General features: G+C 73.7%; 25 protein-coding genes. 8 read left to right on the top strand and 17 right to left on the bottom strand.

Annotated elements, in window-relative coordinates; translation table 11 throughout:
* Window positions 1-76: 76 nt before the first annotated feature.
* Window positions 77-1,789 (top strand): amidohydrolase, encoded by a 1,713-nt coding sequence (locus tag ACRYM0_RS00630; RefSeq protein ID WP_432501084.1) that lies wholly within the window; start codon window positions 77-79, stop codon window positions 1,787-1,789.
* Entirely contained in the window at window positions 1,786-2,592 is an 807-nt protein-coding gene (locus ACRYM0_RS00625; RefSeq protein ID WP_432501082.1) for a MoaF C-terminal domain-containing protein, read from the top strand. Before ACRYM0_RS00630 ends, ACRYM0_RS00625 begins: the two co-directional genes overlap by 4 nt.
* A gap of 24 nt (window positions 2,593-2,616) precedes the next feature.
* On the opposite strand, the gene ACRYM0_RS00620 is transcribed toward ACRYM0_RS00625, so the two are convergent.
* The 6 genes from ACRYM0_RS00620 to ACRYM0_RS00595 all read right to left on the bottom strand — a co-directional run bounded on the left by ACRYM0_RS00620 (window position 2,617) and on the right by ACRYM0_RS00595 (window position 8,238).
* On the bottom strand, window positions 2,617-4,371 hold the full coding sequence (locus ACRYM0_RS00620) for an acetyl/propionyl/methylcrotonyl-CoA carboxylase subunit alpha (protein ID WP_432501080.1): 1,755 nt from the start codon (window positions 4,369-4,371) through the stop codon (window positions 2,617-2,619).
* A complete protein-coding gene (locus tag ACRYM0_RS00615) occupies window positions 4,368-4,559 on the bottom strand; it encodes an acyl-CoA carboxylase epsilon subunit (protein WP_432501078.1) in 192 nt (63 codons plus the stop codon). The genes ACRYM0_RS00620 and ACRYM0_RS00615 overlap by 4 nt, the downstream gene beginning before the upstream one ends.
* A complete protein-coding gene (locus ACRYM0_RS00610) occupies window positions 4,556-5,884 on the bottom strand; it encodes a carboxyl transferase domain-containing protein (RefSeq protein ID WP_432501076.1) in 1,329 nt (442 codons plus the stop codon). Before ACRYM0_RS00610 ends, ACRYM0_RS00615 begins: the two co-directional genes overlap by 4 nt.
* Window positions 5,881-6,768 (bottom strand): 5-oxoprolinase subunit C family protein, encoded by an 888-nt coding sequence (locus ACRYM0_RS00605; protein WP_432501074.1) that lies wholly within the window; start codon window positions 6,766-6,768, stop codon window positions 5,881-5,883. Before ACRYM0_RS00605 ends, ACRYM0_RS00610 begins: the two co-directional genes overlap by 4 nt.
* Window positions 6,768-7,424 (bottom strand): 5-oxoprolinase subunit B family protein, encoded by a 657-nt coding sequence (locus ACRYM0_RS00600; protein WP_432501072.1) that lies wholly within the window; start codon window positions 7,422-7,424, stop codon window positions 6,768-6,770. The genes ACRYM0_RS00605 and ACRYM0_RS00600 overlap by 1 nt, the downstream gene beginning before the upstream one ends.
* Before the next feature lie 85 nt (window positions 7,425-7,509).
* A complete protein-coding gene (locus ACRYM0_RS00595; protein WP_432501070.1) occupies window positions 7,510-8,238 on the bottom strand; it encodes a GntR family transcriptional regulator in 729 nt (242 codons plus the stop codon).
* A 104-nt stretch (window positions 8,239-8,342) separates the two neighbouring features.
* Between ACRYM0_RS00595 and ACRYM0_RS00590 the strand changes: the two genes are divergently transcribed.
* The 3 genes from ACRYM0_RS00590 to ACRYM0_RS00580 are packed head-to-tail and all read left to right on the top strand — an operon-like array spanning window position 8,343 to window position 11,712.
* Entirely contained in the window at window positions 8,343-9,710 is a 1,368-nt protein-coding gene (locus ACRYM0_RS00590; protein ID WP_432501068.1) for a hypothetical protein, read from the top strand.
* Window positions 9,707-10,930 (top strand): NRAMP family divalent metal transporter, encoded by a 1,224-nt coding sequence (locus ACRYM0_RS00585; protein ID WP_432501066.1) that lies wholly within the window; start codon window positions 9,707-9,709, stop codon window positions 10,928-10,930. Before ACRYM0_RS00590 ends, ACRYM0_RS00585 begins: the two co-directional genes overlap by 4 nt.
* A gap of 2 nt (window positions 10,931-10,932) precedes the next feature.
* Window positions 10,933-11,712: a LamB/YcsF family protein gene (locus tag ACRYM0_RS00580; RefSeq protein WP_432501065.1), complete on the top strand. Its 780-nt coding sequence runs from the start codon at window positions 10,933-10,935 to the stop codon at window positions 11,710-11,712.
* 29 nt (window positions 11,713-11,741) lie between these two features.
* On the opposite strand, the gene ACRYM0_RS00575 is transcribed toward ACRYM0_RS00580, so the two are convergent.
* From ACRYM0_RS00575 to ACRYM0_RS00530, 10 genes are all read right to left on the bottom strand, one after another.
* Window positions 11,742-12,815 carry an oxidoreductase gene (locus ACRYM0_RS00575; protein ID WP_432501063.1) on the bottom strand — a complete coding sequence of 358 codons (1,074 nt, stop codon included), beginning with the start codon at window positions 12,813-12,815 and terminating at the stop codon, window positions 11,742-11,744.
* Window positions 12,812-14,308 (bottom strand): MFS transporter, encoded by a 1,497-nt coding sequence (locus ACRYM0_RS00570; RefSeq protein ID WP_432501061.1) that lies wholly within the window; start codon window positions 14,306-14,308, stop codon window positions 12,812-12,814. Before ACRYM0_RS00570 ends, ACRYM0_RS00575 begins: the two co-directional genes overlap by 4 nt.
* A complete protein-coding gene (locus ACRYM0_RS00565) occupies window positions 14,305-15,339 on the bottom strand; it encodes a polysaccharide deacetylase family protein (protein WP_432501059.1) in 1,035 nt (344 codons plus the stop codon). Before ACRYM0_RS00565 ends, ACRYM0_RS00570 begins: the two co-directional genes overlap by 4 nt.
* Window positions 15,336-16,268 (bottom strand): polysaccharide deacetylase family protein, encoded by a 933-nt coding sequence (locus tag ACRYM0_RS00560; RefSeq protein ID WP_432501057.1) that lies wholly within the window; start codon window positions 16,266-16,268, stop codon window positions 15,336-15,338. Before ACRYM0_RS00560 ends, ACRYM0_RS00565 begins: the two co-directional genes overlap by 4 nt.
* Window positions 16,265-16,993: a cysteine hydrolase family protein gene (locus ACRYM0_RS00555; protein WP_432501055.1), complete on the bottom strand. Its 729-nt coding sequence runs from the start codon at window positions 16,991-16,993 to the stop codon at window positions 16,265-16,267. Before ACRYM0_RS00555 ends, ACRYM0_RS00560 begins: the two co-directional genes overlap by 4 nt.
* 83 nt (window positions 16,994-17,076) lie before the next feature.
* Window positions 17,077-17,778, bottom strand: a complete 702-nt coding sequence (locus tag ACRYM0_RS00550) for an ABC transporter ATP-binding protein (RefSeq protein WP_432501053.1) — start codon at window positions 17,776-17,778, stop codon at window positions 17,077-17,079.
* The gene (locus tag ACRYM0_RS00545; protein ID WP_432501050.1) at window positions 17,768-18,499 is read right to left on the bottom strand and encodes an ABC transporter ATP-binding protein; all 732 of its coding nucleotides are present in this window, start codon (window positions 18,497-18,499) and stop codon (window positions 17,768-17,770) included. The genes ACRYM0_RS00550 and ACRYM0_RS00545 overlap by 11 nt, the downstream gene beginning before the upstream one ends.
* Window positions 18,496-19,551: a branched-chain amino acid ABC transporter permease gene (locus ACRYM0_RS00540; RefSeq protein WP_432501048.1), complete on the bottom strand. Its 1,056-nt coding sequence runs from the start codon at window positions 19,549-19,551 to the stop codon at window positions 18,496-18,498. The genes ACRYM0_RS00545 and ACRYM0_RS00540 overlap by 4 nt, the downstream gene beginning before the upstream one ends.
* Window positions 19,548-20,582 (bottom strand): branched-chain amino acid ABC transporter permease, encoded by a 1,035-nt coding sequence (locus tag ACRYM0_RS00535; protein ID WP_432501046.1) that lies wholly within the window; start codon window positions 20,580-20,582, stop codon window positions 19,548-19,550. Before ACRYM0_RS00535 ends, ACRYM0_RS00540 begins: the two co-directional genes overlap by 4 nt.
* Window positions 20,579-21,844, bottom strand: a complete 1,266-nt coding sequence (locus ACRYM0_RS00530; RefSeq protein WP_432501044.1) for an ABC transporter substrate-binding protein — start codon at window positions 21,842-21,844, stop codon at window positions 20,579-20,581. The genes ACRYM0_RS00535 and ACRYM0_RS00530 overlap by 4 nt, the downstream gene beginning before the upstream one ends.
* 223 nt (window positions 21,845-22,067) lie before the next feature.
* Here ACRYM0_RS00530 and ACRYM0_RS00525 point away from each other — a divergent pair, with 223 nt between their 5' ends.
* Both ACRYM0_RS00525 and ACRYM0_RS00520 read left to right on the top strand, forming a co-directional pair.
* On the top strand, window positions 22,068-22,883 hold the full coding sequence (locus ACRYM0_RS00525) for an IclR family transcriptional regulator (protein ID WP_432501042.1): 816 nt from the start codon (window positions 22,068-22,070) through the stop codon (window positions 22,881-22,883).
* 94 nt (window positions 22,884-22,977) lie between these two features.
* Window positions 22,978-23,940, top strand: a complete 963-nt coding sequence (locus tag ACRYM0_RS00520) for a carbon-nitrogen hydrolase family protein (protein WP_432501041.1) — start codon at window positions 22,978-22,980, stop codon at window positions 23,938-23,940.
* A gap of 61 nt (window positions 23,941-24,001) precedes the next feature.
* Here the strand turns inward: ACRYM0_RS00520 and ACRYM0_RS00515 are convergent, their stop codons facing one another.
* Window positions 24,002-24,235 carry a hypothetical protein gene (locus ACRYM0_RS00515; protein WP_432501039.1) on the bottom strand — a complete coding sequence of 78 codons (234 nt, stop codon included), beginning with the start codon at window positions 24,233-24,235 and terminating at the stop codon, window positions 24,002-24,004.
* Between the two features lie 154 nt (window positions 24,236-24,389).
* On the opposite strand from ACRYM0_RS00515, the gene ACRYM0_RS00510 reads away from it, so the two are divergent.
* Window positions 24,390-26,882, top strand: coding sequence for an amidase (locus tag ACRYM0_RS00510; RefSeq protein ID WP_432501037.1), 2,493 nt, complete (start codon window positions 24,390-24,392; stop codon window positions 26,880-26,882).
* Window positions 26,883-26,965: the final 83 nt, after the last annotated feature.

Genomic DNA, 26,965 nt, shown 5'->3' with positions numbered 1-26,965 from the left:
GGGCAGCGGGCCGCGACCGCGCAGTGACCGATCCGCGAAACACCGAACACCACCCAGCGCCACCCGGAGGACCAGCGTGAGCACCACCCCCCGTGAGACGACCACCCCCGCCCCGGACACCCTGTTCACGGGCGGCCGGATCTGGACGCAGGACCCGGCCCGCCCGTGGGCGCAGGCGGTGGCCGTCACCGGCGGCGTCATCACCGCCGTCGGCGGCGACGGGGAGCTGGCCGCGCTGGCCGGGCCGTCCACCCGCCGCGTCGACCTCGCCGGCCGCTTCGCCATGCCCGCTCTGGTCGACGCGCACATCCACCTCAACCTCGGCGGCGGGCAGGCCCGCTGGGAACTGCCCCTGGCCCCCACCCTCGGACTGGACGAGGTGCTGGCCGCGGTCCGGGCGTGGGCGGCGGACCTGGCCCCGGACGAGTGGGTCGTCGGCGGCATCCTCGGCAGCACCACCATCGCCGCGGTCAGCCAGGACCGCGACGCGCTGGCGCGCCTCGACGAGGCCGCCGGGGGCCGGCCGGTGCTGCTGCGCGACGACTCCATGCACAACCGGTGGGTCAGCAGCGCGGCCCTGCGGGCCATGGGCGTCGACGCCGGCACCCCGGACCCCGACGGCGGGCACTACGTCCGCACCCCCGAGGGGCAGCTGACCGGCGTGCTGCACGAGATGGCCTCCGCCGTCGCGGAATCGGCGTTCGCGGCCTCGGTGCCCGACCCCGCCGCCCGCACCCTGGGGGCGATGGAGGAGGCGGTGCGCATCGTCAACTCCTACGGCATCACCTCCGTGCAGGACGCCGCCACCACCCCCGCGCCGGTGCAGGCGCTGCGCACGCTGGAGGACGAGGGCCGCCTGACCGTGCGGGTCGTCACCTCCGCCCCCGTGCGGCCCTTCCTGGAGGCCAGCATCGTCGGCGACGAACTGGTCGCCGAACTGCGCCGGCACCGCAGCGACCTCGTGCGGCCGGACTTCGTCAAGGTCGTCCTCGACGGGGTGCCCACGACCCGGACCACCGCGCTGCTGACGCCCTACCGCTGCCACCACCAGCACGACACCCCCGAGCGGGGCGAGCTGTACTGGACGCCGGAGGACCTGCGGGCCCAGGTCGAGCACTGCTACGACCTGGGCGTCGGCGCGAAGTTCCACGCCACCGGTGACGCCTCGGCGCGCGCCGTCCTCGACGCCGTCGAAGCCGTCCGCGCCGAGCGCGGACCGGGGCCGCTGTTCCACATCGCCCACGCCGAGTGGGTCCACCCCGACGACCTGCCCCGCTTCGCGGCCCTGGACGTCGTCGCCGACGCCTCGCCCTACATCTGGTACCCCGGCGTCATCGTCGAGGCCATCGCCGCCGAGGTGCCCGACGAGCTCGTCGACACCCTGTGGCCGCTGCGCGACCTCGTCGAGTCCGGCGCGGTCGTGGCCGCCGGGTCGGACTGGCCGTGCGCGCTGCCCACCCCGGACCCGTGGACGGGCCTGCAGACGCTCGTGACGCGGCGCAACCCCGACCCGTCGATGACCGGTGGCCTGAACCCGGCGCAGGCCCTCGACCTGCCCACGGCGCTCAGCGCGTTCACGACCGGCCCGGCCCGCGCGCTGGGCCTGGAGGAGGAGGTCGGCCGGATCACCCCGGGGCTGTCCGCCGACCTCGTGGTCCTCGACCGGGACCTGTTCGAGGTGCCCGTGGAGCAGGTCCACGCGACGACCGTCCTGCAGACGTGGTTCCGCGGCACCCTCGTCCACGAAGCGGTCCCGCAGGAGGGCCCCGAGGCCGGTGCGGAAGCATGACCGAGCAGCAGCAGACCGTCGACTACCCCGTCGCCTCCGAGTGGCCCACGCTCAACGCCCTCGACGGTGACGGGTTCAGCGACCACAACCTGCCCGACACCGACGAGCTGTCCGGGACCGACGTCGCGATCCGCCTCGACGACGGCGGGACGCTGACCGTCCGGATCTCGACGGACGGCTCGGCGACCGTCGTCGACGACCGCCCCGGAGCCGGGGAGTCCACCGGCCCGGTGTCGGTGAAACGGGTCGACGAGGGGCTGTTCCTGATCCACACCGCCTCCCCCGGGCCGGAGGGGGTGGCGCACGTCGTCGTCCTCGACACGCTGGACGGGGCCACGACCGTCGTGCGCAGCCACGTCGCCCCGCCGGGCCCGGTCGGCACCGTCCGCGTCGAGGAGGAGGTCAGGTCCGGTTCCACGACCGGCGGGGCGGCCCGCCACCACCGCAGCAGCGACCTGGTGGGCCGTCGCGTCCTCTACGTCTACGGCCCCGGCAACGCCTACGAGCACCTGTACCTCACCGGCAGCGCCTACACCTGGCACTGCCTGGCCGGTGCGGAGGAGGGGCTGGCCGACACCGACCGCGGGCGGGTCTGGAAGGTGCGTGAGGACGTCTACCTCTTCGCGTGGCAGGAAAAGGTCGTCCCCTGCGACGGCATCGTCGTGGTGAACTTCGCCCGCGGCCGCTCCACGGGCCGCATCTGGGGCCTGGACACCGGCGAGGGCACCACGAACTCCATCGCGATGGGTGCCCGGGAGTCGGAACTGAACCGCACGGTGCACGACCCGGCAGCGTGGGCCTGACCGCCCTGCCGGGGGACGGAGCTGTCACTCCAGGGTGAGGAGCGGGGCGCCCTGCGCCACGCTGCCACCGGCCTCGACCCGGACCCGCCGCACGGTGCCGGCGCGTGGCGCCGTCACCGGCGTCTCCATCTTCATCGCCTCCAGGACGACGAGCAGGTCGCCCTGCTGCACCTGCGCACCCTGCTCGACGGCCAACCGGACGACGGTCCCGTCCATCGGGGCGGGAACGGCACCCGGCTCGGCAGGGGCGGTACCCCTGCGCCGCTCGCCACGCCGGGACCGGGGACGGTCGGTGGGCGCGGCGAGCTCGTCGGCGGGCAGGGTGACGGTGACGCGGCGGCCGTCGACCTCCAGCACGAGGGTGCGGCGCTCCGCCGCCGGCTCCGGGGCCACCGACCCCTGCGGCTGCCCCGCACCGCGCCCGCTCCACTGCGTCTCGATCCAGCGGGTGTGGACGGTGAACCCGCCGGTCGCCGTGAAGGCCGGGTCATCGACGACGGAACGGTGGAACGGCAGGACGGTCGGCACACCTTCGACGGTGAACTCCGCGAGCGCCCGCCGGGCCCTGGCGAGCGCCTGTTCGCGGGTGCCGCCGGTGACCACGAGCTTGGCGAGCAGGGAGTCGAACGTCCCGCCGACGGGGTTCCCGAGGCGCACGCCGGCGTCGACACGGACGCCGGGACCTCCGGGCGGTTCCCACCGGGTCACGGTCCCGGGGGCGGGGAGGAAGCCGCGGGCGGGGTCCTCGGCGTTGAGCCGGAACTCGATCGCGTGCGCACGGGGTTCGGGGTCGTGCGCGAACGGCAGCCGGTGACCTTCGGCGATGCGGAGCTGCTCGGCGACGAGGTCGACGCCGTACGCCTCCTCGGTGACGGGGTGCTCGACCTGGAGGCGGGTGTTGACCTCCAGGAAAGTGATCGTGCCGTCTTCCCCGATCAAGAACTCGACCGTCCCGGCGCCGCGGTAGCCCACTGCCCGGCACACGGCGCGTGCCGACTCCGTGATGCGCTCCCGCTGGGAGTCGGTGAGGAACGGAGCGGGGGCTTCCTCGACGAGCTTCTGGAACCGCCGCTGCAACGAGCAGTCGCGGGTGCCGACGACGGTGACGTTCCCGTGGTCGTCGGCGAGGACTTGCGCCTCCACGTGCCGGGGCCGATCCAGCCAGCGTTCCACGAAGCACTCCCCGCGCCCGAACGCGGTGAGGGCCTCGCGGGTCGCGGACGCGAACAGCTCCGGGACCTCCTGCAGGCTGCGCGCCACCTTCAGCCCGCGCCCGCCACCGCCGTGGGCGGCCTTCACGGCGATGGGCAGGCCGTGCTCCCGGGCGAACGCGAGCACCTCGTCGACGCCGGCGACCGGCTGCGCGGTGCCGGGGACGAGGGGGGCGCCGGTCTCCTGGGCGATCCGGCGCGCGGACACCTTGTCGCCGAGCAGCTCGATGGCCCGCGGTGGCGGCCCGATCCACGTCAGCCCGGCGTCGAGGACCTTCCGGGCGAAGTCGGCGTTCTCCGACAGGAACCCGTACCCGGGGTGCACCGCGTCGGCTCCGCACCGGCGGGCCGCGTCGATCAGCTTGTCCGCGTCGAGGTACGTCTCGGCGGCGGTGCTGCCGCCGAGGGCGAACGCCTCGTCGGCGGCGCTCACGTGCGGGGAGTCGGCGTCGGGATCGGCGTAGACGGCGACCCCGGCGACGCCGGTGTCGCGGGCGCCGCGCAGGACGCGCAGTGCGATCTCGCCGCGGTTGGCGACGAGCACCTTGCGGATGCGGGTCGTGCTCACCGCGGGTCCTCCTCGGGGTCGGCGGGTGGTGGCGGGAACGGTGTGCGCAGCAGCGACGCGGGTGAGCCCCAGTCGTCGCGGTACAGCGGTCGGGGGGCGCGGGTGGGGGTGCGCAGGGCTGCGACGGCGGCGAGGACGGCGGCGAGCTCGGTGTCCGTGGGGTGCCCGGTGACCTCCCAGCCGTTCACAGCGGCACGTTCCCGTGACGGCGGGCGGGCTGCTGCCCGGTCTTGCGGTGCAACAGGCGCAGTGCGGCGGCCAGGTGCGTGCGGGTGGTGCCGGGGTCGACGACGGCGTCGACGTCCCCGCGGCGCACCGCCTCGACGGGCTCGGCGGCGGCCGCGGCCTCGCGCACGAGCGCGCGCCAGTCGTCGGCGGCAGACGCTCGTGCCGCCGCCGCGAACTCGTCGCGCTCGCCGGTCCGGGCGCGCGGCCAGGCCAGGACGAGGTCGGCTCCGACGTGCCCGGAGCCGAGAGCCAGCCGGGCGGGGCCGTGCGCCCGGCCCGTCAGCACCGTGACCAGTCCGACGGTCGCCTCCGCGTACGCGTACAGCAACCGGGCGAGGGCGGCGGTGGGGGCGCCCTCGTCGTCCTCCCCGGCCGGCACGGCACCGGCGGTGTCCACGAGGGTCAGCACGGGAACGCCGAACGCGTCGCACCACCGGACGAACCGGGCGGCCTTGCCGGCGGCCGCGGCGTCGAGCGCCCCGCCGCGGACGGCGGGCTGGGTGGCGACGACCCCGGTGCTCCACCCGTCGATCCGGGCGAACGCCGTCACGACGTGCGGGGCGTGCGCGGTGTGCAGCTCCACGAGGTCGTCGTCGGCGAGCCGGGCGACGACCTCGCGCACGTCGTAGGGCGCGCCCGGTTCCGTCGGCAGCAGACCTGCCAGCTCGGGGTCGTCCTCGGCGGGGTCGGGGCCCGCGTCCGGCAGCCGGGGGGCGGTGGCGCGGTTGTTGCTCGGCAGGTGGGCCAGCACGTCGCGCACGAACCTCGCGGCCTCGGCGGCGTCCTCGGCGACGTGCGCGAACCGTCCCGTCACCTCCGCGTGCAGGTCGGCGCCGCCCAGGTCCCCGGCGCTGCGCGCCGTTCCGGTCACGGTCTCGGCCGCGGCGGGGTCCGCGAGCGCCGATCGCGCGCCGCGGACGGCCACGGCGAGGTCGGCGAGCGGCAGCAGGAGGGCGGCTTCGCGGTCGGCGGTGGTGAGCACGACGGCGATCTGCGGCACCACCCCGGACAGGGCGGCGCTGTCGCGCGCCAGGGCGCCGAGCACCCGCAGGTCGGCGGCTCCGCCGTCGTGGTCGGCGTCGTCCCCGGCGAACACGGTGACCAGGGGCCGGCCGGTGCGGGCGGCGAGCGCTCGCACGCGCACCTCCGAGGCGGCGCCGGCCACGGCGAGGCAGACGTCGCGTCCGTCGACGGGGCCCCACCCGGCGGGGCCCTGCCCTGCGAGGGGGGTGGGTGCGTCGTCGAAGAGCACCTGCGCGAACTCGTGGAGGTCGTCGGGGTTCACGGGTCGGAGACCTCCCGGGCGGGGACGGGGCGCAGGCGCAGTGACTGCCCGGGGCGGACCTGGGCGAGGCGGTCGAGGTCGGCGTCGCGGACGACCCCGATGACGGGGTAGCCGCCGGTGACGGGGTGGTCGGGGCCGAACAGGACGGGCTGTGCGCTGGGCGGCACCTGCAGGGACCCCCGGGCCACGCCTTCCGAGGGCAGTTCGTCGTGGCGGGAGCGTTCGAGGCCGGGCTGGCCGTCGGGGCGGTGCAGGCGCAGCCCGACGCGGTCGGAGTCCGGCGTCACCGTCCAGGTGCCGGTGAAGAGGACGGTCGGGTCGGTGAACCAGTCGGCGCGAGGACCGAGCAGGACGCCGACCGTGACGGTCCCGGTGGCCGGTGCGGCGACGGGGGCGGTGCGCAGCACGGGCCGGCGCGGCGGGGGTGGGCCGACGGGGAGCCGGTCGCCCGGGCGCAGGGGCTCGGGGCCGAGTCCGGCGAGCGTGTCGCGGCTGCAGGAGCCGAGGACGGGGGCGACGGCGAAGCCGCCGCGCACGGCGAGGTAGCTGCGCAGGCCGGTCCTGGCGGGTGCGAGGCGGAGCACCTGACCGGGGTCGAGGAGCAGGACGCTGCTGTGCGGGACCGGTGCTCCGTCCACGGTGCCCGCAGCGGGTGCACCGGTGATGGCGACGACGAGCGGTGCGGTGGCCCGGACCTCCAGCCCGCCGAGGAGCACCTCGAGGGCGGCGTGCCCGGGCGGGTTGCCGACGAGGCGGTTCGCGAGCGCGAGCGCCGAGCGGTCGGCGGCACCGGCGACCCCGACGCCGTAGCGGAAGCGGCCGGGACGGCCGTGGTCCTGCACGGTCGTCAGCGGCCCGGTCGCGAGGACCTCCAGCGCGCCCATCAGCCGTGCTCCTGCACGAAGCGGACCGCTGTCCCGGGCTGGAGCAGGGCGGGCGGGTCGGCGGTGACGTCCCACAGCGTGGCGGTGGTGGTGCCGATCAGCTGCCACCCGCCGGGCGAGCGGCGGGGGTAGACGGCGCTGAAGCCGTCGGCGAGGGCGACGGCGCCGGCGGGGACGGCGCTGCGCGACTGCGCGCGCCGGGGGACGCCGAGGCGGTCGTCGTGGCTGCGCAGGTACCCGAAGCCGGGGGCGAACCCGACGAACGCGCACTGCCAGGTGGTGCCGGTGTGCTGCGCGACGACGTCGTCGACGCTCACGCCGAGGAGGTCGGCGACGTCGCCGAGGTCCTGGCCGTCGTAGCGGACGGGGATCTCCACGACGTCCTGCGTCGTGGAGGAGGCGGTGCCCTCGGCCGGCACCTGCGCCCAGCGCTTGAGCACCTCGCGTCCGACGGCGTCGGCGTCGGCTTCCGGGAGCAGGGTGATGAGGACGGTGCGGGCGGCGGGCAGGACGTCCTGCACCCCTGCGGGCGCGTCCTCCTGCAGGGCCCGGGCGAACCGCGGCACGCGCAGCGCGTGACCGGGACCGCCGGGCGGTCCGGGTTCGCCCGGGTCCAGCAGCCAGGCGCGGTCGCCGGCCGGCAGCAGCCGGGTCACGCCGAGGACCCGAGGTGCTGGGTGGTGCCGGTCACGGGGCCTCCCGTCGGTCCGGTCGGGTTGGTGCGAGCACTCTAGGGATCGTTCAACGATCTGTCTGCCCCCGCCGCTCGCCCGTGGTCCCGTGGGCGGCGAGGAGCTGCGCCTCGGCACGGTCGAGGTAGCTGGCCAGCAACCGCCCGGCACGGCCCCGCTCCCCGGCCTCCAGGTGCTCGGCGATGCGGCCGTTGTCCTGCAGGTAGGGCTCGTGGAAGGGGCGCAGGTCGGGCACGACGACGAACGCCAGCCGCAGCTCGGCGAGCAGGTGGCGCATGCTCTCGTCCATCCGCGCACTGCCCGCGAGGGCGACGAGCGCGGAGTGGAAGTGCATGTTCGCGGTGGCGACCGCCTCCCAGTCACCGCGGCGACGCGCCGCGCGGCCCTCGTCGACGGCCTCCTGCACCCGTTGCAGCCCAGCGGGTTCGTGCGGGCCGTCGACGGCGGCGAACTCCAGGACGCGCCGAAACCGGTACACGTCGCGCACGTCGGCGGCGGTCAGCGACCGGACGAAGACGCCGCGGTGCAGTTCGTGGCGCAGCAGCCCCTCGCGGGTCAGGAGCCGGAACGCCTCGCGCAGCGTGTTGCGCGAGACGCCCAGGGCGGAGCTCGTCGGCTCCTCCGGCAGGCGGGTCCCGGGCACGAGGGCGCCGTCGGCGACGAGGTCGCGCAGCGCCTCCGCGACCCGGTCGACACTCCCGCAGCCGGCCAGGGCGCGCCCGGCCGTGCTCAGCCGTTCCGGCAGTCGCTCGTCGTCGGCGCGCGTGCGGTGATCCACCGGCGAAACATAGCTGCAACGTCGGAACCGTTGCCAGGTCGTTGAACAACTCGTTAGCGTCGGTGTCCGTCCGATGCTTCCCGCACCCACCTGGTGAGGTCGTCGTGGTTCTCCCCCCCTCCCTCAGCCACCGTTCCTCCCCCGGCTGGCGCGCCGCCGTCCTCGGCGGCTGCGCCACCGCGCTCGTCGCCGGTGGCGTCACCGCGCCCTCCGCCGCGGGCAGCGCAGCGCAGCCGGCAGCGTGCTCGGCGGAGTCGACGGTGCTCACCGTCGAGGAGTCGCGCCTGGGCCTGCCGCTCGTCCCCGGCGGCGAGCCCGCCTCCGAGCAGTTCCTGCACGCGGCAGGGTTCGACACCCTCGTCGAGGAGTTCTCCACCCGGTTGTGCGCGGCCACCACGTTGGAGGAGGCTCACGAGCTCGTCCGCAGCAGCGGGCAGGGACTGTGGGACACCGCGGTCGCTCGCGCACAGGGCCGCGTCGCGTCCGGCACGATCGACCGGTACGACGACCGCCCGCTGTACTGGGCCCGCACGTCGATGAGCGCGGCGCTGCGCTCGCTGGACGCTGACTACCTCCAGAGCCCCTTGCAGCGGCAAGGGCTGCTGCACCTGCTGGACCGCACGAGTCGCGGCATCTCCTCGGTGGGGTGGTCGCAGGAGGAGCCCGACGCGACCCGCGTCCTCATCAGCGGGTTCGACACGTACAGCCTCGATTCCAGCCTGCGCAACTCCAACCCGTCGGGCGCCACCGCGCTGCAGCTCGACGGGCGCACGGTGCAGACCCCGCAGGGGCCGGTCACCGTCGAGGCCGTCGTCCTGCCCGTGAACTACACCGACTTCGACCAGGGCGTCGTCGAGGACGCCTTCGGGCCGGTGCTGAGCACCGGCGAGGACCGCACCGACATGATCATGACGATCAGCCAGACCGGTCGAGGCCGGATGGACATCGAGCAGTGGGCGGCGAACGCGCGCGGCGGGTCCCCCGACAACAACCGCAACCAGCAGTTCGGTCCCGTGTCGCGTTCCTCGCACTGGCCGCAGCCGTTCGACTCGCCGGAGTGGATCGAGACGACGCTGCCGTACGAGGCGATGATCGCCGCCGGGACGGGCCCGTGGCCCGTGCAGCTCAACGACGGGATCTGCGAGTGGCCCGCCGGGACCTGGCCGGACCCGACGGCCCTGCAGTGCGCAGACGACCCGACACCGGGCAGCACGGCCGCGTCCGGCCCGGGCGGCAGCTACCTGTCGAACGAGAGCATGTACCGCTCCAACCGGCTCCGGATCGGCATGCAGGCCTGGGACGTCCCCGGTGGTCACCTGCACGTCTCCGCACTGGAGTACCCGGCCGACGAGGCGCTGATCACCGACTCGGCGTTCGAGGCCGACCGGCGGGCCGTCGTCGACCAGACCATCGCCCTCGTCACCGCCGCCGGCGCCGCGGTCCGTGCGGATCGCCCGGAGACGGCGCCGTGAGCAGCTCCACCGGCGCTGCTGCGACGGCCGAGCGCCGCCGGTCCTCGCGCCGCACCCTGCTCGGCGCCATCTTCCTCATGGCGACCAGTGCCATCGGACCGGGTTTCATCACCCAGACCACGACGTTCACCGCCCAGCTCGGTGCGGCGTTCGCCTTCGCCGTCGTGGTGAGCATCCTCGTCGACATCGCCCTGCAGCTGAACGTGTGGCGGGTCATCGGGATCTCCGGGTTGCGCGCCCAGGAGCTCGGCAACCGCGTCCTGCCGGGGGCGGGGTGGGCGCTGACCGCACTGGTCGTCCTCGGCGGCCTGGTGTTCAACGTCGGCAACGTCGCAGGGGCCGGTCTGGGGCTCAACGCGGTGGTGGGTCTCGACCCGCGGTGGGGGGCGGCGATCTCCGCGGTGCTCGCCATCGCGATCTTCCTCAGCCGCGCAGCGGGTGCGGCCCTGGACCGCATCGTCGTCGCCCTCGGCCTGGTGATGATCGTCATGACGACGTACGTGGCCGTCGTGTCCCGCCCGCCGGTCGGCCAGGCCCTGCGCAACGTCGTCCTGCCGGAGACGATCGACGCCCTCGCCATCACGACCCTCATCGGCGGCACCGTCGGCGGGTACATCACCTACGCCGGTGCGCACCGGCTGCTGGACTCCGGCACCACCGGGCCGGAGAACGTCGGTGCCATCACCCGCAGCTCGGTGACCGGCATCGTCATCACCGCGGTCATGCGCACGGTGCTGTTCCTCGCGATCCTCGGCGTCGTCGCCGGCGGTGTCTCGCTGGCCACCGAGAACCCGGCGGCGACGGCGTTCGAGGCCGCGGCCGGCGAGGTCGGGTTGCGCGTCTTCGGGGTCGTGCTGTGGGCCGCCGCTCTCACGTCCGTGATCGGTGCGTCGTACACGTCGGTCAGCTTCCTCACCAGCTCCCGAACCCGGGTGCGCACGCGCAACCTGCTGACCGTGGTGTTCATCGTCGTCTGCACCGGGTTCTTCGTCGTCGCGGGTGCCGCACCCGCCCAGCTCCTCGTGTTCGCGGGGGCCTTCAACGGCGTCGTCCTGCCGCTCGGTCTCGTCGTCGTGCTGTGGGTGGCGCTGCGCCGCCGCGACCTGCTCGGCGGGTACCGCTACCCGCGCTGGCTCGTCGCCGCAGGGCTGCTCGCCTGGCTGGTCGCGCTGTTCCTCGCCTACCGCTCGCTGTCGACCCTCCCGACCCTCTGGAGCTGACCGTGACCGTCACGGGCGCACCCACCGTCGACCTGAACTCCGACCTGGGGGAGAGCTTCAGCCGCTGGACCCTCGGAGACGACGAGGCGCTGCTCGGCGTCGTCACGAGCGCGAACGTCGCGTGCGGTTTCCACGCCGGCGACCCCACCGTGCTGCGCCGCACCTGCGAGCTGGCCGCCGAGCACGGCGTGGTCGTCGGCGCGCAGGTCGGCTACCGCGACCTGCCGGGTTTCGGGCGCCGGTTCATCGACGTCGCCCCCGCCGAGCTGACCAACGACGTCCTCTACCAGATCGGAGCGCTCGAGGCGCTGGCCCGGGTCGCCGGCACCCGCGTCGCCTACGTGAAACCCCACGGCGCCCTCTACAACGCGATCGTCCACCACGAGGCGCAGGCCGCCGCCGTCGTGGACGCCGTGCGCCGCTACGACCCGGCGCTGCCGGTCCTCGGCCTGCCCGGCTCGCGGTTCCTCGCGCTGGCCGCCGAGGCCGGTCTGACCGTGCGCACCGAGGCGTTCGCCGACCGCGCCTACACCCCGGAAGGCACCCTGGTGCCGCGCAGCGAACCCCGCTCCGTGCTGCACGACGCCGACGAGATCGCCCGCCGCTGCCTGCGGATGGTCACCGCCGGTCGGGTCGAGGCCGTCGACGGCTCCACCACCGCCATCGACGCCGCCTCGATCTGCGTGCACGGCGACACCCCTGGCGCGGTCGCGATCGCCCGACGGGTCCGCGCGGAGCTCACCGGGGCCGGTGTGCACATCGCCCCCTTCGCCCGGAGCTGACAACCGCCCCGCGCCCGGCGCGCGCACGGTCACGGGGCGCGGTGGTAGCGCGGGTTGCGCAGCGGCACGCCCAGCTCTGCGCCGGCGCGCGCGGCGAAGTGGGGATCGCGCAGCATCTGCCGGCCGAGCAGCACGGCGTCGGCGCTTCCGCGCTCGAGCACGTCACAGACCTCGCGGGCCGTCGTCAGCAGGCCCACCGCCGCGGTCGGCAGCGCTCCTCGCGCGCGCACCTGCTCTGCCAGCGGCACCTGGTAACCGGGTGCCGGGGCGTACTCGACGCCGGCGACGAGCCCGCCCGAGGAGCAGTCCACCAGGTCGGCACCGGCCGCAGCCAGCCGCACGCTCAGGTCGGCGGAGTCCTGCGCGGTGCTGCCACCGGGTACGACGTCGTCGACGGACAGGCGCACGAAGACGGGCACCTCCTCGGGCACGGCGGCGCGTACCGCCGCGACGCACTCCAGCAGGAGGCGTTCTCGCCCGGCGCGGTCGGCACCCCAGGCGTCGGTACGGGTGTTCGTCGCCGGCGAGAGGAACTCGTGCAGCAGGTAGCCGTGGGCACCGTGCAGCTCGATCACGTCGAACCCGGCGGCGACAGCCCGTCGGGCGGCCGCCCCGAACGCCGCGACCACTGCCGTCAGGTCCTCCTCGTCCGCGGCGCGCGGGGCTGCGTAGCGGCCGAACGCCTCCCCCGTGGCACCCAGGGTCTGCCACCCGCCGGCGTCGCGCGGTACCGAGCGGTTGCGGTGCTCGTCGCCGGGGAGGCCGCGGTACTTGCCACCCTTGCGCCCGGCGTGCGCGAGCTGGACACCGATGCGCGAGCCGGCCGCGTGCACCAGGGAGGTGACCCGCTGCCAGGGGGCGATGTGCGCGTCGTCCCACAACCCGGCGTCCTGCGGGGTCACCCGCCCCTCGGGCAGCACGGCGGTGGCTTCGGTGAGCACCAGGCCGGCTCCGCCGAGGGCGAACTGCCCGTAGTGCGCGACGTGGAAGTCACCGACCACGCCGGGGGCGCCCTCACAGGCGTACATGCACATCGGGGAGACCCACATGCGGTTGCCCACGGTGGTGCCGCGCAGGGTGAGGGGGTCGAAGGGCTTGCTCACACGGTCTCCTGGGGGGTGCGGTGCACCGGTTGCGCCGGCACGGGGGGTGGGGGGAGGCGCCGGCGGCGCAGCAGGGCGAGGACGCGGGTGAGCGCGTGGCCGAGCAGGAGCAGGGCGCCGAGCCCGGCGATCCAGGAACCCAGGTGCCCGATGCCGCCGTCACCGGTGGCCGCCCCGGCCGTGGTGGGCAGGGTGTGGGCGACCACGACGCTGGAGGCGGAGGCGCCGAGGTACTGCGCGGTGCGGTACAGCCCGCTGGCGCCGCCCGCCGAGGATGCCGGGGCACCTGCGTGCAGGGTCAGCTGGTTGCCGAGGTTGTTGAAGCCGTTGGGCACGCCGAGCAGTGCGCCGGCCACGGCGATGAGCGCCAGGGGCGTGTGCGGTCCCACGCCCAGCAGCAGCACCGTCCCGGCGGCGACCATGGCCGTGTTGCCGACCAGGAGCAGGGTGCGTGGTGTCACCCGCCGCCCGAGCCGGGTGGCCAGCACGGTGGAGAGCACCCCGACGGCGAAGACGGGGAACATCAGCAGACCCGCGTCCGCGGCGTCCAGCCCCCGCGTGGTCTGCAGCCACTGCGGGATGCCGTAGAAGACGCAGTAGAAGGAGGTGAACGTCAAGAACCCCCGCAGGCAGGTCGCGGCGACGGCGCGGTGACGCGCCAGCAGGCGCAGGTCCACGAACGGCTCCGGGGCGCGCAGCTCGCGCCAGGTGAAGGCGGTGCCCGCGAGCACCGCCACGGCCAGCAGCCACCACGGGAGGTCGACGGCGGAGCGGGCGTGCTCCAGCGACAGCAGCGCCAGCATCGAGGACACCAGCGCCGCCACGAACAGCAGCGCCCCCGGCGGGTCGAGAGAGCGCAGCGCAGCGCGCGCCCCGCGCCGGGGTGCGGGGTCGTCCGCCGGCACGCGCAGCAGGACCCACAGCGCGCAGTTGACGACCACGGGGACGTTGACCCAGAAGATGCCCTGCCAGCCGGTCAGGACGACGACCAGGCCCCCGACGGTCGGTGCCAGGGCGGCGGTCGTCTGCCCGCACAGCGCCACGGTGCCGATCGCCCCCACGGACGAGGCGTCGCGTCGCGCGGCCTCGCGGCGGATGACGGCCATGGCGGCGGGGAACTGCAGCGAGGTGCCCAGGCCCAGCACGACGCGGTCGACGACCAGCCAGCCCACGCTGGGCGTGAAGGGACCGGCCAGGGAAGCCAGCAGGACCACCGCGAGCCCGACGAGGTAGACGCGGCGCGGGCCGAACAGGTCCGCCAGGCGGCCGCCCGTGGGAGAGCCGACGGCGGCGGCGATGTACAGGCCGCTGACCAGCCACGGGATCGCCGAGGCGTCGCCGTAGTGCTGGGCGATCGGTACCAGGGCGACGGCGATGACCGCGGAGTTCAGGCCCTGCAGGATCGTGCCGCTGCCCAGCGCCCACGCCAGGGAACGGGGCAACGCCTGGCGCGGGGCCACCACCGGTGCACCGGCCACGGAGCGGGGGCTCACGAGGCGGCCGCGAGGGCCGCCACGTCGCCGGGGGTGGCCAGGAGCACGTCCGGGTGGGCGGCGACGCGCCGCAGGAACCTCTCGGCCACGTCCGCGAAGCACGCCTGGCCCAGCACCCAGCCGAACCAGCTCAGCCCCAGGTGGCGGGCGCCGACGACGTCGGCATCGGCGACGAGCTGGTCCACGGTGGCGTCCAGCACCCGCTCGAAGTCGCGAAAGCCGAGCCCGCGCGCGTACAGCGAGAACAGGTCCTCGCACTCCAGCGGGTGCGGAACGGCCACCAGGCCGCACGAGGCGCCCTCGAGCACGACGGGGCGTTCATCCACCGGCCAGTCGCCGAACCAGGTGAACCCCTGCTCGGCGAGCAGGGCGGTGGTGCGTGCGCTCTGGCCGCGCTCGGGACCGAACCAGCCGCGCGCGGTGCGACCGGTGGCCTGCTCGACCGCACGGCGGGCCTCCGCCACGTAGGCGCGTTCGACGTCCTCGTCCATGCCGGTGGCGACGATGACGTTCGCGGCCCGGCCGCGCACGACCACCTCGTCGGCGCGCGCGGCCACACCTCCGGCCAGGCCGGGCATGCGCTGCACACCCTCGGCGTCCAGCGCCACCGCGACCGGCACCCCGCACTCGCCGGCGATGTCGAGCAGGCGCCAGATGCCGACGGTGAGACCGAAGTCCCACTGCGACAGGCGCGCGACCTGCCCGTGCCGGGGCTCACCCGTCTCACGGCCGACGCCGCCCTGCATCGCCTGGGGCTTGAGCGCACCGTCGGGCACGTCGTCGAGGTAGGCGGGAGCGTGCAGCAGCAGGCTGACGGCCAGCTTCTTCCCTCCCGGCAGGGTCCAGGGCCGGCGGTGCGTGTCGAAGGCGTGCGGCAGGTCGGGGGCGAAGACGGTGGCGTCCGGCGGGTCGAGGACGAGCCCGCCGCCGGCACCGCGCAGGGCGCCCGAGGCACTGCTCGGGCCGCTGCTGGACCCGGTGAGGGACCCTGCGCCGACGGTGCTGGTGGAGGTGGTGGCAGCGGTGTTCACGCGGTGGCTCCCGCGCGCAGGTTCTCGGCGTGCGCCACCTGCGCGTCGTAGTGGTCCTCGAGGTAGTGGTCGGTGATGTCACCGGCGGTCGTCAGCCAGATCCGCTCGTCGGAGCGCAGGTACTCGAAGACCTGCTCCAGGTACCGCGCGAACCACGGCTGGCCGGCGACGAAGGGGTGGGTGGCCACGCAGGCGACGCGGCCCTGCCCGTCGCGCTCGGCATCGCGCAGCAGGCGGCCGACCTGGGCGCGGACCATGTCGACGAAGTACTCGCCCGAGAAGTGCTTGGCGTGCAGGAGCGGGACGTCGTTGAGCATGTAGCTGTACGGGATGGACACCAGGCGCTCGCCGGTGCGGGTGCGCAGCGGCCGCGGCTGCTCGTCGTGGATCCAGTCGGCGTGGTAGGTCATGCCGTGCTTGACCATCAGGTCGCACGTGTTGTCGGTGCCGGAGATCTTCGGTCCGAGCATCCCCTTGATCCGAGAGCCTCCGTAGTAGGTCTCGGCCAGCTGCTGCGAGCGCGCCAGGAAGTCGTCCTCGGCGTCCTCGTCGTAGCCGTACAGCGGTCGCAGGTTGGAGATGCCGTGGCTCATGACCTCCCACCCGCGCTGCAGCATCGCGTCACGCACCTCGGGGTACTGCTCCAGCACCGCCAGGCTCAGCGAGACCGTGGAGGGGACCTGCCAACGGTCCACCACTCGCAGCATCCTCCAGAACCCGGTGCGGTTCCCGGCGTCGCGGTGCATGTAGTGCTGCACGTCGGGTGCCGGCACGCGCCCTTGGGGACTGCCCTGGCCGGGGGGCACGTAGTCGTAGTGCTCGACGTTCGGTGCGTGCCAGACCGCCACGGTCTTGCCGTGCGGCCAGCTCACGCGCGGGCGACCGGGCAGGGGGGCGTAGACGAGCCGGTCGTTGTTCAGGATGCTCACGCGCGCACCGCATCGCGCTCGTGGGACCGGTCGACGGGTTCTCCAGCGGGCTCGCCCGCCGGCACGCCCCCTGGTGCGGCGGCACGCTCGGCGCGCAGCGCGGCGAAGCGCTGCAGCTGCTCGTCGAGCGTGACGACGTCGGCGAAGCGGTCCTGCATGTCCCACAGGGCGACTTCCCCGGACAACGGGCGGAAGTCGTCGCAGCACTCCTCCACCACGGACACCCGCAGGTCGCGGTACGCGGCGTCGACGACGGTCGCGCGCACGCACCCGCTGGTGGAGGTGCCGGCCACCACCAGCTCGTCGATCCGCAGCTCGGTCAGCAGCGCGTCCAGCTCGGTGCGGTGGAAGCCGGAGGCGACGGTCTTCTCCACGACGTGGTCCCCGGGCTGCGCGGCCACCACGGGGTTGATCTGCGTCCACGGGTTGCCCCGCTCGCAGCGTTCGGTCAGGGACGAGCGCACCCGCTGCGCGAGCATGCGGTCGTCCAGGGAATCCAGCACCATCACCAGGTAGACGACCGGCACCGCGGCGGCGCGGGCGGCGCGCAGGAGTTCACCGGTGTGCTGCAGCGCCACGGCGGTGCCGGGCCCGATGTGCTCGTGCTCGGTGAAGGCGCGCTGGTAGTCCACGACGACGACGGCGGGTCGCTCGCCCGGGCCGATCCTGGTGCGCTGAGCGCGCAGCTCGCGGATCCTCGCCACCTCGGCGTTCCAGTCGGTCACGGTGTCCTCCACTCCAGCGGTTCGGTGGGACCGGTCGCAGCCCCGGTCGGCGGCACGACTCTCGGCACGGTTCACGGCGCGGCTCACATGCCCAGGTAGGCGGACTGCACGCGGTCGTCCGCGGCGAGCTGCGCCCCGGTGCCGTCCAGGACGACGGACCCGGACTCCAGGACGTAGGCGCGGTCGGCCAGTTCGAGGACCTGCCCGGCGTTCTGCTCGACGATGAGGATGCTGACCCCGCGATCGCGCACGGCGCGCACGGCGTGGAAGACGTCCCAGGTCAGCTTCGGCGACAGGCCCGTGGAGGGCTCGTCCAGCAGCAGCAGGCGCGGTGCACCCATCAGGGCGCGGGCGATGGCGAGCATCTGCTGCTGGCCACCGGACATCGTCTCCGCCAGCTGGTGGCGGCGCTGCACCAGGACGGGGAAGAGGTCGTAGACCTCCTCCTCGCTCAGGCCGCTGCGCCCGCGCCGGGCCCAGCGGCCCATGCGCAGGTTCTCCTCCACGCTCAAGGAGCCGAACAGTGCGCGGTGCTCGGGAACGAGCACCAGCCCGCGGCGGGCCTCTTCGTGGCTGCGCCCACCGCGCACCTCGCGGTCGTCGAAGCGCACGCTGCCCGCTGAGCAGCGCACCTCACCGACGATCGTCTTCAGGGTGGTGGACTTGCCGGCGCCGTTGGCGCCGACGACGGCCACGATCTCGCCCTCGGCGACGGTGAGGTCGATGCCGTGCAGGATCTCCAGGCCCTGGTAACCGCTCTTGACGCCGTCGAGCTCAAGAAGCACGGCGGAACTCCTTCCCGAGGTACGCCTCGACGACCCGGGGGTCGGCGAGGACGTCGTCGACCTGGCCCCGGGCGAGCACCGCTCCGGAGTCCATCATCACGACGCTGTCGGACAGTTGCCGCACCGCGGCCATGATGTGCTCGATGAACACCATCGTGGTGCCCTCGTCGCGCAACTCCTCCAGCAGCTGCAGCACCGGTGCGCGTTCGGCGGGCACCAGCCCGGCCAGGACCTCGTCCAGCAGCAGGACCCGCGGGCGCGTGGCCAGGGCGCGCGCCAGTTCCAGGCGCTTCTGCACCGCGGCGGGCAGCGCCCCTGACGGGCGCTGCGCCCATCCGGTCAGGCCGGTGCGCTCGAGCACCTGCGCGGCGTGCTCGCGCGCTGCCCGCTCCCTCCCGCCCCGGGCGCTCCAGGCGGCGACGGTGACGTTCTCCAGCACCGACATCGAGGCGAAGGGGCGCATGAGCTGGAAGGTGCGGACCATGCCGTGGCGCACCAGGCGGTGGGTGGCCATGCCGGTCACGTCGCGCCCGTCGAGCAGCACCTGGCCGGTGTCGGGAGCGAACGCACCGGTGATGCAGTTGAACAAGGTGGTCTTGCCGGCGCCGTTGGCGCCGATGACACCCAGGATCTGTCCCTCCTCGACCTCCAGGTCGACCTCGCGCAGGGCGCGCAGACCGCGGAAGGACTTGCTCAGGCCGCGGATGCTCAGCAAGCTCACCGACGCCTCCTCTCGTCCAGCTTGGTGCGTGCCGTGCCGTACAGGCCCTTGGGCAGCAGGATGACGAACGCGATGAGGATCACCGCGTACAGGACGATGTCCAGGCCACCGTGACCGGCCAGGAAGGACAAGGCCGCAGGGGGCTCGCGCAGGAACGCCGCGGTCAGGTCCGACAGGGGCGCCATGACGAGGGCACCGACCAGCGGGCCCCACACGGTGCCGCTGCCGCCGACGACGGCGGTGATGATGGCGTTGTTGGACACGTGCGCCCCGAACGCCAGGTCGGGGTCGATGAACATGTAGTACTGGAAGTACAGCACCCCGGCCGCGGCGGTGATCGCCGCGGAGATCGCCACAGCGGTCAGCTTGTGCCGCAGGGTGTCGATGCCGACCGCGGAGGCGGCCAGTTCGTCGTCACGGGTGGCCAGGGTGAAACGGCCGGCGCGGCTGCGCACGAAGGCGATGCTGACCGCCAGCGCCAGCACCACCATCAGCAGGCCGAGCCAGTAGTAGAACGGCGAGCCGGCGGGGAACTGGAACATGCCCGGGGAGCTGCCCTGCAGCACCGGCACGGTGAAGCCGACGGTGCGCTGCAGCGCGTCGTTGCCGGTGACGAACAGGCGCAGCATCTCTGCGAAGGCGAACGTCGACATGGCGTAGTAGGCGCCTTGGAGGCGGTAGCGGAAGGCCAGGTAGCTGATGCCCACCGCCGCCGCGGCGGAGAGCACCATGCCCGCCAGCAGCCCCAGCCAGGGGCTGATGCCGTGCTCGACCAGCAGGTAGGCGGCGGTGTAGGAGCCGATGCCGAAGTAGGCCGCGTGCCCGAAGCTGAACAGCCCGCCGAAGCCGCTCATGATGTTCCACCCGATGCCCATGAGCGCGAAGACCAGCACGCGCACGGCGATGTTCAGCTCGGCCGGGGGCAGGAACAGCGGGAGGCTGGCGCCCACCAGCAGGACGGCGACCAGGACGGCCCAGTCCCAGGCGATGGCGCGGCTCCGCGCGGTCCTCAGCGGTGCCGCGGCGGGTGCGTGCACGGAGGTGGTGGTCACGACGCCCTCCCGAAGACTCCGGTCGGCTTGGCGAACAGGACGATCAGGAAGACGAGGAAGACCGCCAGCAGCGGGCTCTGCCCGGGCAGGATCAGCCCGCCCAGCTGCTCGGTCAGTCCAACCACGAGCCCCCCCACGAGCGCCCCGGGCACGTTGCCCATGCCGCCGAGGACCACCACGACGAAGGCGGTGAGGTTGAAGACCGCTCCTGCGGTGGGCTGGATGGTGGAGAAGGGGGCCACGAGGGTGCCTGCGGCACCGGCGGCGGCGGCACCGAGGGCGAAGGTGAGCACGTAGATGCGCTTGGTGTCGATGCCGACCAGCCGTGCACCCTCGGGCTGGGCCGCCACGGCGCGGATGGCGGTGCCCACCGCGGTGCGGCGCAGCAGGACCCACAGCGCCGCCACCAGGACCAGGGCGCCGGCGAAGGCGACGACGCGGCTCAGCTCGACGGTCGCCCCCAGGACGGGCACCGCACGGTTTCCGGGCAGCTGCACCGACAACGGGTTGGGCCCGAAGACCAGCAGCAGGACGTTCTCGATCGCCAGGGCGATGCCGATGGTGATCAGCAGCTGGATGGCCAGCGGCGCCCTCATCACCGGGTTCAGCAACGCCCCCTGGACCAGGGCTCCGAGCAGGCCCATCACCGGGACGGTCACCACCAGCGCCAGGTAGGGGTGCACCCCGAAGGTGGTGACGACCCAGTAGGTGAGGAAGAGCGAGAGGGCGACCATGGCGCCGTTGGCGAAGTTGATGACGTGCAGCACGCCGTACACCAGGGTCAGCCCCATGGCGATCAGGCTGTAGATGCCCCCGGTGAGCAGGCCGGTCACCAGCGCCTGCACCAGGACGGTGCCGCTGCCGGAGACCACGCGAGCCACGACCGCGGCCAGCGCCAGGAGCGCCACGGTCACCAGCAGGGTGCGCCCGACCCCGGGGGCGAGCGGTCGCGCCCGGACGGTGCCCGACGCGCTCGCACCGGCGGTGGCGCCCGGGGCGCTGGGCGTGCTGCGGGCGCTCGGGATGCTCACGGCGTCACCGGGGAGGCCGGGTACACCGGCGCGGACTCGGCCAGCGCCTCGGGGAAGACCTGCTTGACCGCCCCGTCCTGCACCTGCATGACGACGATCGCGGCGTTCTTGTTCTCACCGTCCTCGCCGAAGGAGACCGGCCCGTCGTTGACGACGAGGGGGTCGTAGTCGCTGGCACGCAGGGCATCGCGCACGGCAGCACCGTCGGTGCTGCCGGCCTCCTGCAGGGCGTCGGCGATGAGCATCACCGCGTCGTAGGCCTCGACGGCGCTGGTGCGGATCGGCTCGCCCTGCTCCTGCTCGAAACGGGCGGCGAGTTCCTGGGCCCGGGGGTCGGAGACGTCCCAGTGGTAGTTGGCGTCGAAGTAGCCGGCGCCGCCGGCAGGTGCGTCGGTGAGGAACTGCGGCTGGTCGTAGGCGCCGTTGGCGACGCCGTACACGGCGTTGAGGCCGGCGGGCTGGATGGTCTGCACCGCCTGGGAGACGAGCAGGCTGTCGCGGTAGTAGCCGGCCACGGCGAGCACGTCGGCGCCCGAGGCCGCGACCTGCTGCAGTTGAGTGGTCATGTCGCTGACGCTGGTGGCGTCGTAGCTGATGACCGGGTCGACCTGCACGCCCTGCGCCTCGGCCTCGGCCTCGAACGCCGCCAGGGTGGCCTGCCCGAAGTTGCCCTGCTCGTGCAGGAAGGCGACCTTGCGCACCGGTGTGCCGGCGGCGGCGCTCATCGCGATCAGGGAATCGGCGCCCTGAGCACCCATGGCGCTGGCGTTGGGCTGGATGCGGAAGGTGTAGGTGTAACCCTGGTCCAGGATCGCGTCGAGGTTGGACACGTCGATGACGAAGGGCACCTGGTTGCGCTCGGCGACGGAGGCGACGTTGGAGCTGACGGCGCTCTGGTAGGTGCCGATCAGTGCGGCGGCGCCCTCCTGGACCAGCCGGGTCGCCTCGCTCTGGCCGACCTCCGCCTTGCCCTGGGTGTCGGCGGAGGCGAGGACGAGCTCGGCCCCGCCGAGCGAGGCGATGCCGCCGGCGTCGTTGACCGCCTCGACGGCCATCTGCGCGGCGGCCTCCATGGCCTGCCCGTCGGCGGCGCTGGCGCCGCTGAGCGGGTGCAGCGCGCCGATGACGACCTCCTCCACGGCCTCGCCGGAGGTGTCGGACGAGCCGGAAGCCTGCTGCAGCGCCGAGCCGGAGCAGGAGGTGAGGGCGAGGGAGGTGGCCGCGAGGGCCGTGATCGCACTGGTCCGAAGCGCTCTGGTCAAGCCAACCCCTTAGGCGAGTGTTCCGCTCAGCGGTCTCGTTCCGGAGAGTGGAACGGCTGAGGTGGCGTCCGATCGGCGCCTGGGGAGGAAATTACCTGCTCAGATCGCCGAAACGTTTCTCTCGCGTGAACTCCATGTTTCCTCGTCGAGGGAACACAGATGCTTGCGTTCCGGCGACCGGAATGCCCTACGCTCACCGCACGGGCGATGAGGAGGAGTTCCGGTGACAGGTGTGGTCCCAGACGTGGCGAACGCCGGGCTCGTCGACGTCGGCGGCGGGCAGGAGCGGGCCTCGACGAGCGAGCGCGTGGCGCGGGTGCTGCTCGCGTTCGCCGACGGCGACCGGTGCCTGGGGGTCTCGGAGATCGCGCGCCGCCTGCAGCTGAGCAAGGCCGTGGTGCACCGCATCCTGCAGACCCTCGTCGGCACCGGACTGGTCAGCTTCGCAGCCGGCGACCACACCTACCGCCTCGGCCCGGCCGCGCACGCGCTGGCCCGTCACGCCGATCACCACAGCGGACTGCGCGCGGCCGCCGTGCCCGTGATCAACCGGCTGGCGCTGGTGACCGGTGAGACGACGATCCTTTCCGCGCGCAACGGCTACCAGCGCATCTACGTGCACCAGGTCGAGAGCGACCAGCCGGTGCGCATCACCATCTCCCTGGGGCGCTCCTACCCGCTCACCGTGGGCGCCAACGGCCTGGCGGTGCTCGCCCGCCTCCCCGACGACGACGTCGAGCAGGCGCTGCGGGTGCCGTTGGAGAAGTACACCGAACGCACCGTCACCGACCCCGCGGCGATCCGCGAGCGGTTGATCGCCATCCGTCGGCAGGGTTGGGCCAGCTCCTCCGGCGAGCGGGTACCGATGTCCACCAGCATCGCCGCCGCGGTGCTGGACGCCCACGGCTCACCCGTGGGCTCCCTCAGCGTCGGCTTCCTCACCAGCCGCTTCTCCGACCAGAGCTTCGACGAGATGGCCTCCCTCGTGCGCGACGCCGGCGAAGAGGCTTCGCAGCGCTTCCAGCAGGCGGGCGAGTGATCGGCGCGGCGGCGGACCGGCTGGCCACCTCCGACCAGCTCACCGCCGACGCCGACGCTCCCCCGCAGCCCACCCCCGTCCCGACAGGAGCACCGTGACCCTCCCCGAGGCCCCCACCTCCCGCACTGCGCCGGCCCCGAGCCCGGCGGTCCCGCGCACCTTGCGCGTGGCGCTGGCCCAGACCGGTCAGGTACCGGCTGACCGGGCCAGCGCACTGCGCGTGCTGCTGCAGCGCTTCCGCTCCGCAGCCGAGCCCGGCACCGACCTGGTGGTCTTCCCCGAGCTTGCGACGACGCCGTACTTCGGCCTCACCGGCGACGACGCCTACAAGTCGTGGGCGGAGCCGGTGCCCGGCGCCACCAGCGACGCCTTCGCCGCCGTCGCCGCCGAACTCGGAGTCGGAGTGGTGTACGGCGAGTACGAGCGCGCCGCTGACGGCACCCCGTACAACGCAGCAGTCGTCATCGATGCCACGGGCCGGCTCGTGCACGGTCGCACCCTCGGGGGCCAGCAGGTGCCCTGCTACCGCAAGTCCTGCATCCCGCAGGGTGCCAGCACGGGGTACTGGGTGGACGAGAAACGGTTCTTCGAGCCCGGACCGGGACCGACGGTGTTCGAAGCCTTCGGCACGACGTTCGCCTGCCTCATCTGCTACGACCGCAGCTTCCCCGAGCACTGGGAGGCCGCGCGCAGCATGGGCGCTGAGGTGGTCCTGCTGCTCGTCAGCTCCTTCGGCTCCCGCGAGGACCTGTTCGAGACGGAGCTCCGGGTGCGCGCGAAGGACGCGCAGTGCTGGATCGTCGCGGTCAACCGCGCTGGCGAGGAAACGCTCGCCGGACGCACCGTGAGCACGTTCGGCCGGTCCTGCGTCGTCGACCCGAACGGCGAAGTGCTCGCCTCCGCGCCGGCGCACGAGCAACCGCACGAACTGCACGCCGAGCTGGACCTGGACCACGTGCACGACTCGCGTCGCAGGGTCCCCTACCAGCGGGACAAGGTTCCCGCGGTGTTCGAGCAGATCGCCGAGCTGAAGCGTCGAACCGGCCCGATCTGGTGATGGACCGGCTGCCGCGCCCACCCCTCGACGGCGCCGGCGACCGTCGCCTGCGCTGCGAGGGTCATGCCCGCACCATCGCGACGGCCGGCCGAGGGTGCGCAGCCGGCGCGTCGTCCACGCGTCGGGCCGGGAAGCCCCGGCCGTCCCGTCGTGGCCAGTGCACGGAGGTCTCGTCGAACCCGGCCGCGGCCAGCGCCTCGCAGGTGCGCTGGTAGGCGCGAGCGTGGGCGGTGCAGTTGCAGCGCGTGGCAGCAGGCGGCGTCCTGGCGGTGTTCGCGCTCGAGGTGCTCGCCACCGCGACACCGCGCTGAGCCCACGACCGCCCGAGCCCCAGGACCCGGAAAAGGCTCAGTCACCGGATGGAAACACAGCAGAAACACAGAGAGGTGATGCTCCGGGAGCACGGCCCACACCGTGAGCTTCCAGCACCACCGAGCGAGGAGACCCCCGTGACAAGCAGATCACGCCTGACGGCGTTGATCGCGGCTCCACTGGCCGCAGCCGTGCTGGTCGTACCGGCCGGCACCGCCAGCGCCTTCACCTACGTCACCGATGCCCACGGCACCGCCTGGGGCATCCAGGACGCCTCGGCGCCGGGCGTCGACACCGGCAGCATCCGCGCCACCCAGACCGGCACCGGCGTGCAGGCGCCCTACTCCACGATGCTCAACGGCTACGGCGGCATCCGCGTCAGCGTGCTCGCGCAGGAGCAGCACCGCTTCGACGGTGAACTGATGCGCGGCTTCGGCCTGACCGAGCACGGGGAAGGGCACTTCGAGAGCACCCGGTCGATCGACCTGACCGGAGTGCGCATCTCGCGCACCGTCGACGTCGACGCGCAGCGGGGTTCGGGCCGCTGGCTGGACACCTTCACCAACACCACCCGCGAAGAACTCACCGTCGAGGTCGCCTTCGGCGGGCAGACGGGCTACGGCGCCACCGGCACCACCGCCAGTCGCATCGCGGCCACCTCCAGCGGCGACACGACGACCACGGCGGACGACACCTGGACGGCCACCGCCAGCGGCACCGCCGAGGACGCCACGACCACCACGGGCGGGCCCAGCGCCACCGTGGTCGGCGACTTCGACCGCACCGGGAACTGGCTGCGGGAGACCTTCACCCAGCCGATGGGCACCGAGGGGCACGCCGCGAACTTCCCGGCCTACGTCAACACCCTCACCCTGGCCCCGGGCCAGAGCGCTTCGCTGCTGCACTTCGTCGTCGTCGGCGAGCCCGTCACCGCGCAGAGCGCGGACACCGAACTGGCCGAGGTGAGCGAGGTGGCGGCCGACCTGGCCGGCGCCCCGGACCTCGAGGGGCTGACGCGGCAGGAGATCTGCTCGATCGTCAACTTCCATCGCCTCTCCCCCGCCGACGCCGGCGTCGAACCCGGCCACTGCCGCGGCAAGGGCGCCACGAAGGTGCGGCAGCCCGAAGCGCCGCAGGAGCCGGCGGCGGTGACCACGTCCGCCTACGACGTGGTCGACAAGACCATCGCCGAGCTGCAGACCGACATGGAGGCCGGCCGCACCACCTCGGTGGAGATCACCCAGGCGTACCTGGACCGCATCGCCGCCTACGACGAGGGCCAGTTCGCCTTCAACGCCTTCACCACCGTCGCCGACGACGCCCTGTGGCAGGCCGCGGCCGCCGACCTGCGACGCGCGAACGGTGAGCGTGGCGCCCTGCTGGGCATCCCGATCGCGGTCAAGGACCTGTACGACACCAGGGACATGCCCACGACCAACGGCTCCTTGACGTTCGAGGGCTTCCAGCCGGCCGAGGACGCCTACCAGGTGGCCCAGCTGCGCGAGGCCGGGGCGATCATCATCGGCAAGGCCAGCATGGAGGAGTACGCCACGTCCGGCTCGTACTCCGACAGCGCCTACGGCAGCGTGTGGAACGCCTTCGACCCCTCGCGCTCGGCGCTGGCCTCCTCCGGCGGTTCGGCGGTGGCCACGGCCACCAGCATGGCCGCGGCCGGGCTCGGCTCGCAGACCGGGGACTCGCTGTACGCCCCCGCCACCGCGGCCAGCCTCGTGACCCTGCGCGGCACCGACGGCATGCAGTCCGACCGCGGCGTGATGCCCCTGGTGTGGTTGCAGGACTACGCCGGCACGATGACCCGATCGGTCTCGGACCTGGCAGACATCCTCAACGTCACCTCCGGCACCGACCCGGAGAACCCGGAGACCGCTGAGGCGGACGAGCACCGCCCTGCCGACTGGCGCAGCGTCCTGGACGACGCCGCGCTGCGGGGCAAGCGCATCGGCATCCTGCCGGAGGTGTGGCAGGACCCCTACGGCACCACCACGACGATCGAGGCCTCCCGGGCAGCGCTGGAGGACCTGCGCGTCGCCGGCGCCGAGGTCGTCGAACTGCCCGAGGGCCCCGTGGCGCCGGACCGTCCCGCGGTGGACGCGAACTGGGAGGGCTGGGCCCGCTACATCGAGTCCCACCCCGAACTGGGCATGTCCTCCCCCGCGGAGGTCGTCTGCTCCCAGGACAAGCTGCCCTACACCCGCTACTCGCCGCAGTACTGCGAGGACGCGCAGCGGATGACCGAGGCCGAGGTCGCCGCCTGGCGCGGGTACCGGGCGCAGTACCAGGCGAACATCGACGCCTGGATGGACCAGCACGACCTCGACGCGGTGGTCTACCCGGGCCTGCTCTCGGAGATCAGCCTCAACGACGGCGGCGGCAACCGCTCCAGCTTCGGGCGCCGCGACACCCCCTCGGGCGGCTCCGGTGTTCCCACGGTCGCCTTCCCCGCCGGCACCGACGCCAACGGTGCCCCGATCAGCCTGCAGCTGATGGGCCGCGCCTGGGACGACGCCGAACTGGTCGCCATGGCGTACGCCTTCGAGCAGGTCGCCGACGGCCACGTCGCCCCCGACACCGCCCCGGCACTGGCCCCGGCCGGCACCACGCACCCCTAGCCGCGCCACCGCCGGCCGATTGCCCGACGAGCACCCCGGCAGGAGCGCAGCCGCAACAGCACGGCCGTCACCACAACGACCGG

The sequence above is a fragment of the Kineococcus arenarius subsp. arenarius genome (assembly GCF_050871845.1).
Classification (GTDB): domain Bacteria; phylum Actinomycetota; class Actinomycetes; order Actinomycetales; family Kineococcaceae; genus Kineococcus.
The sequence above is the reverse complement of the archived record's forward strand: the minus strand, read 5'-3'. Positions and strand labels throughout refer to the sequence as shown.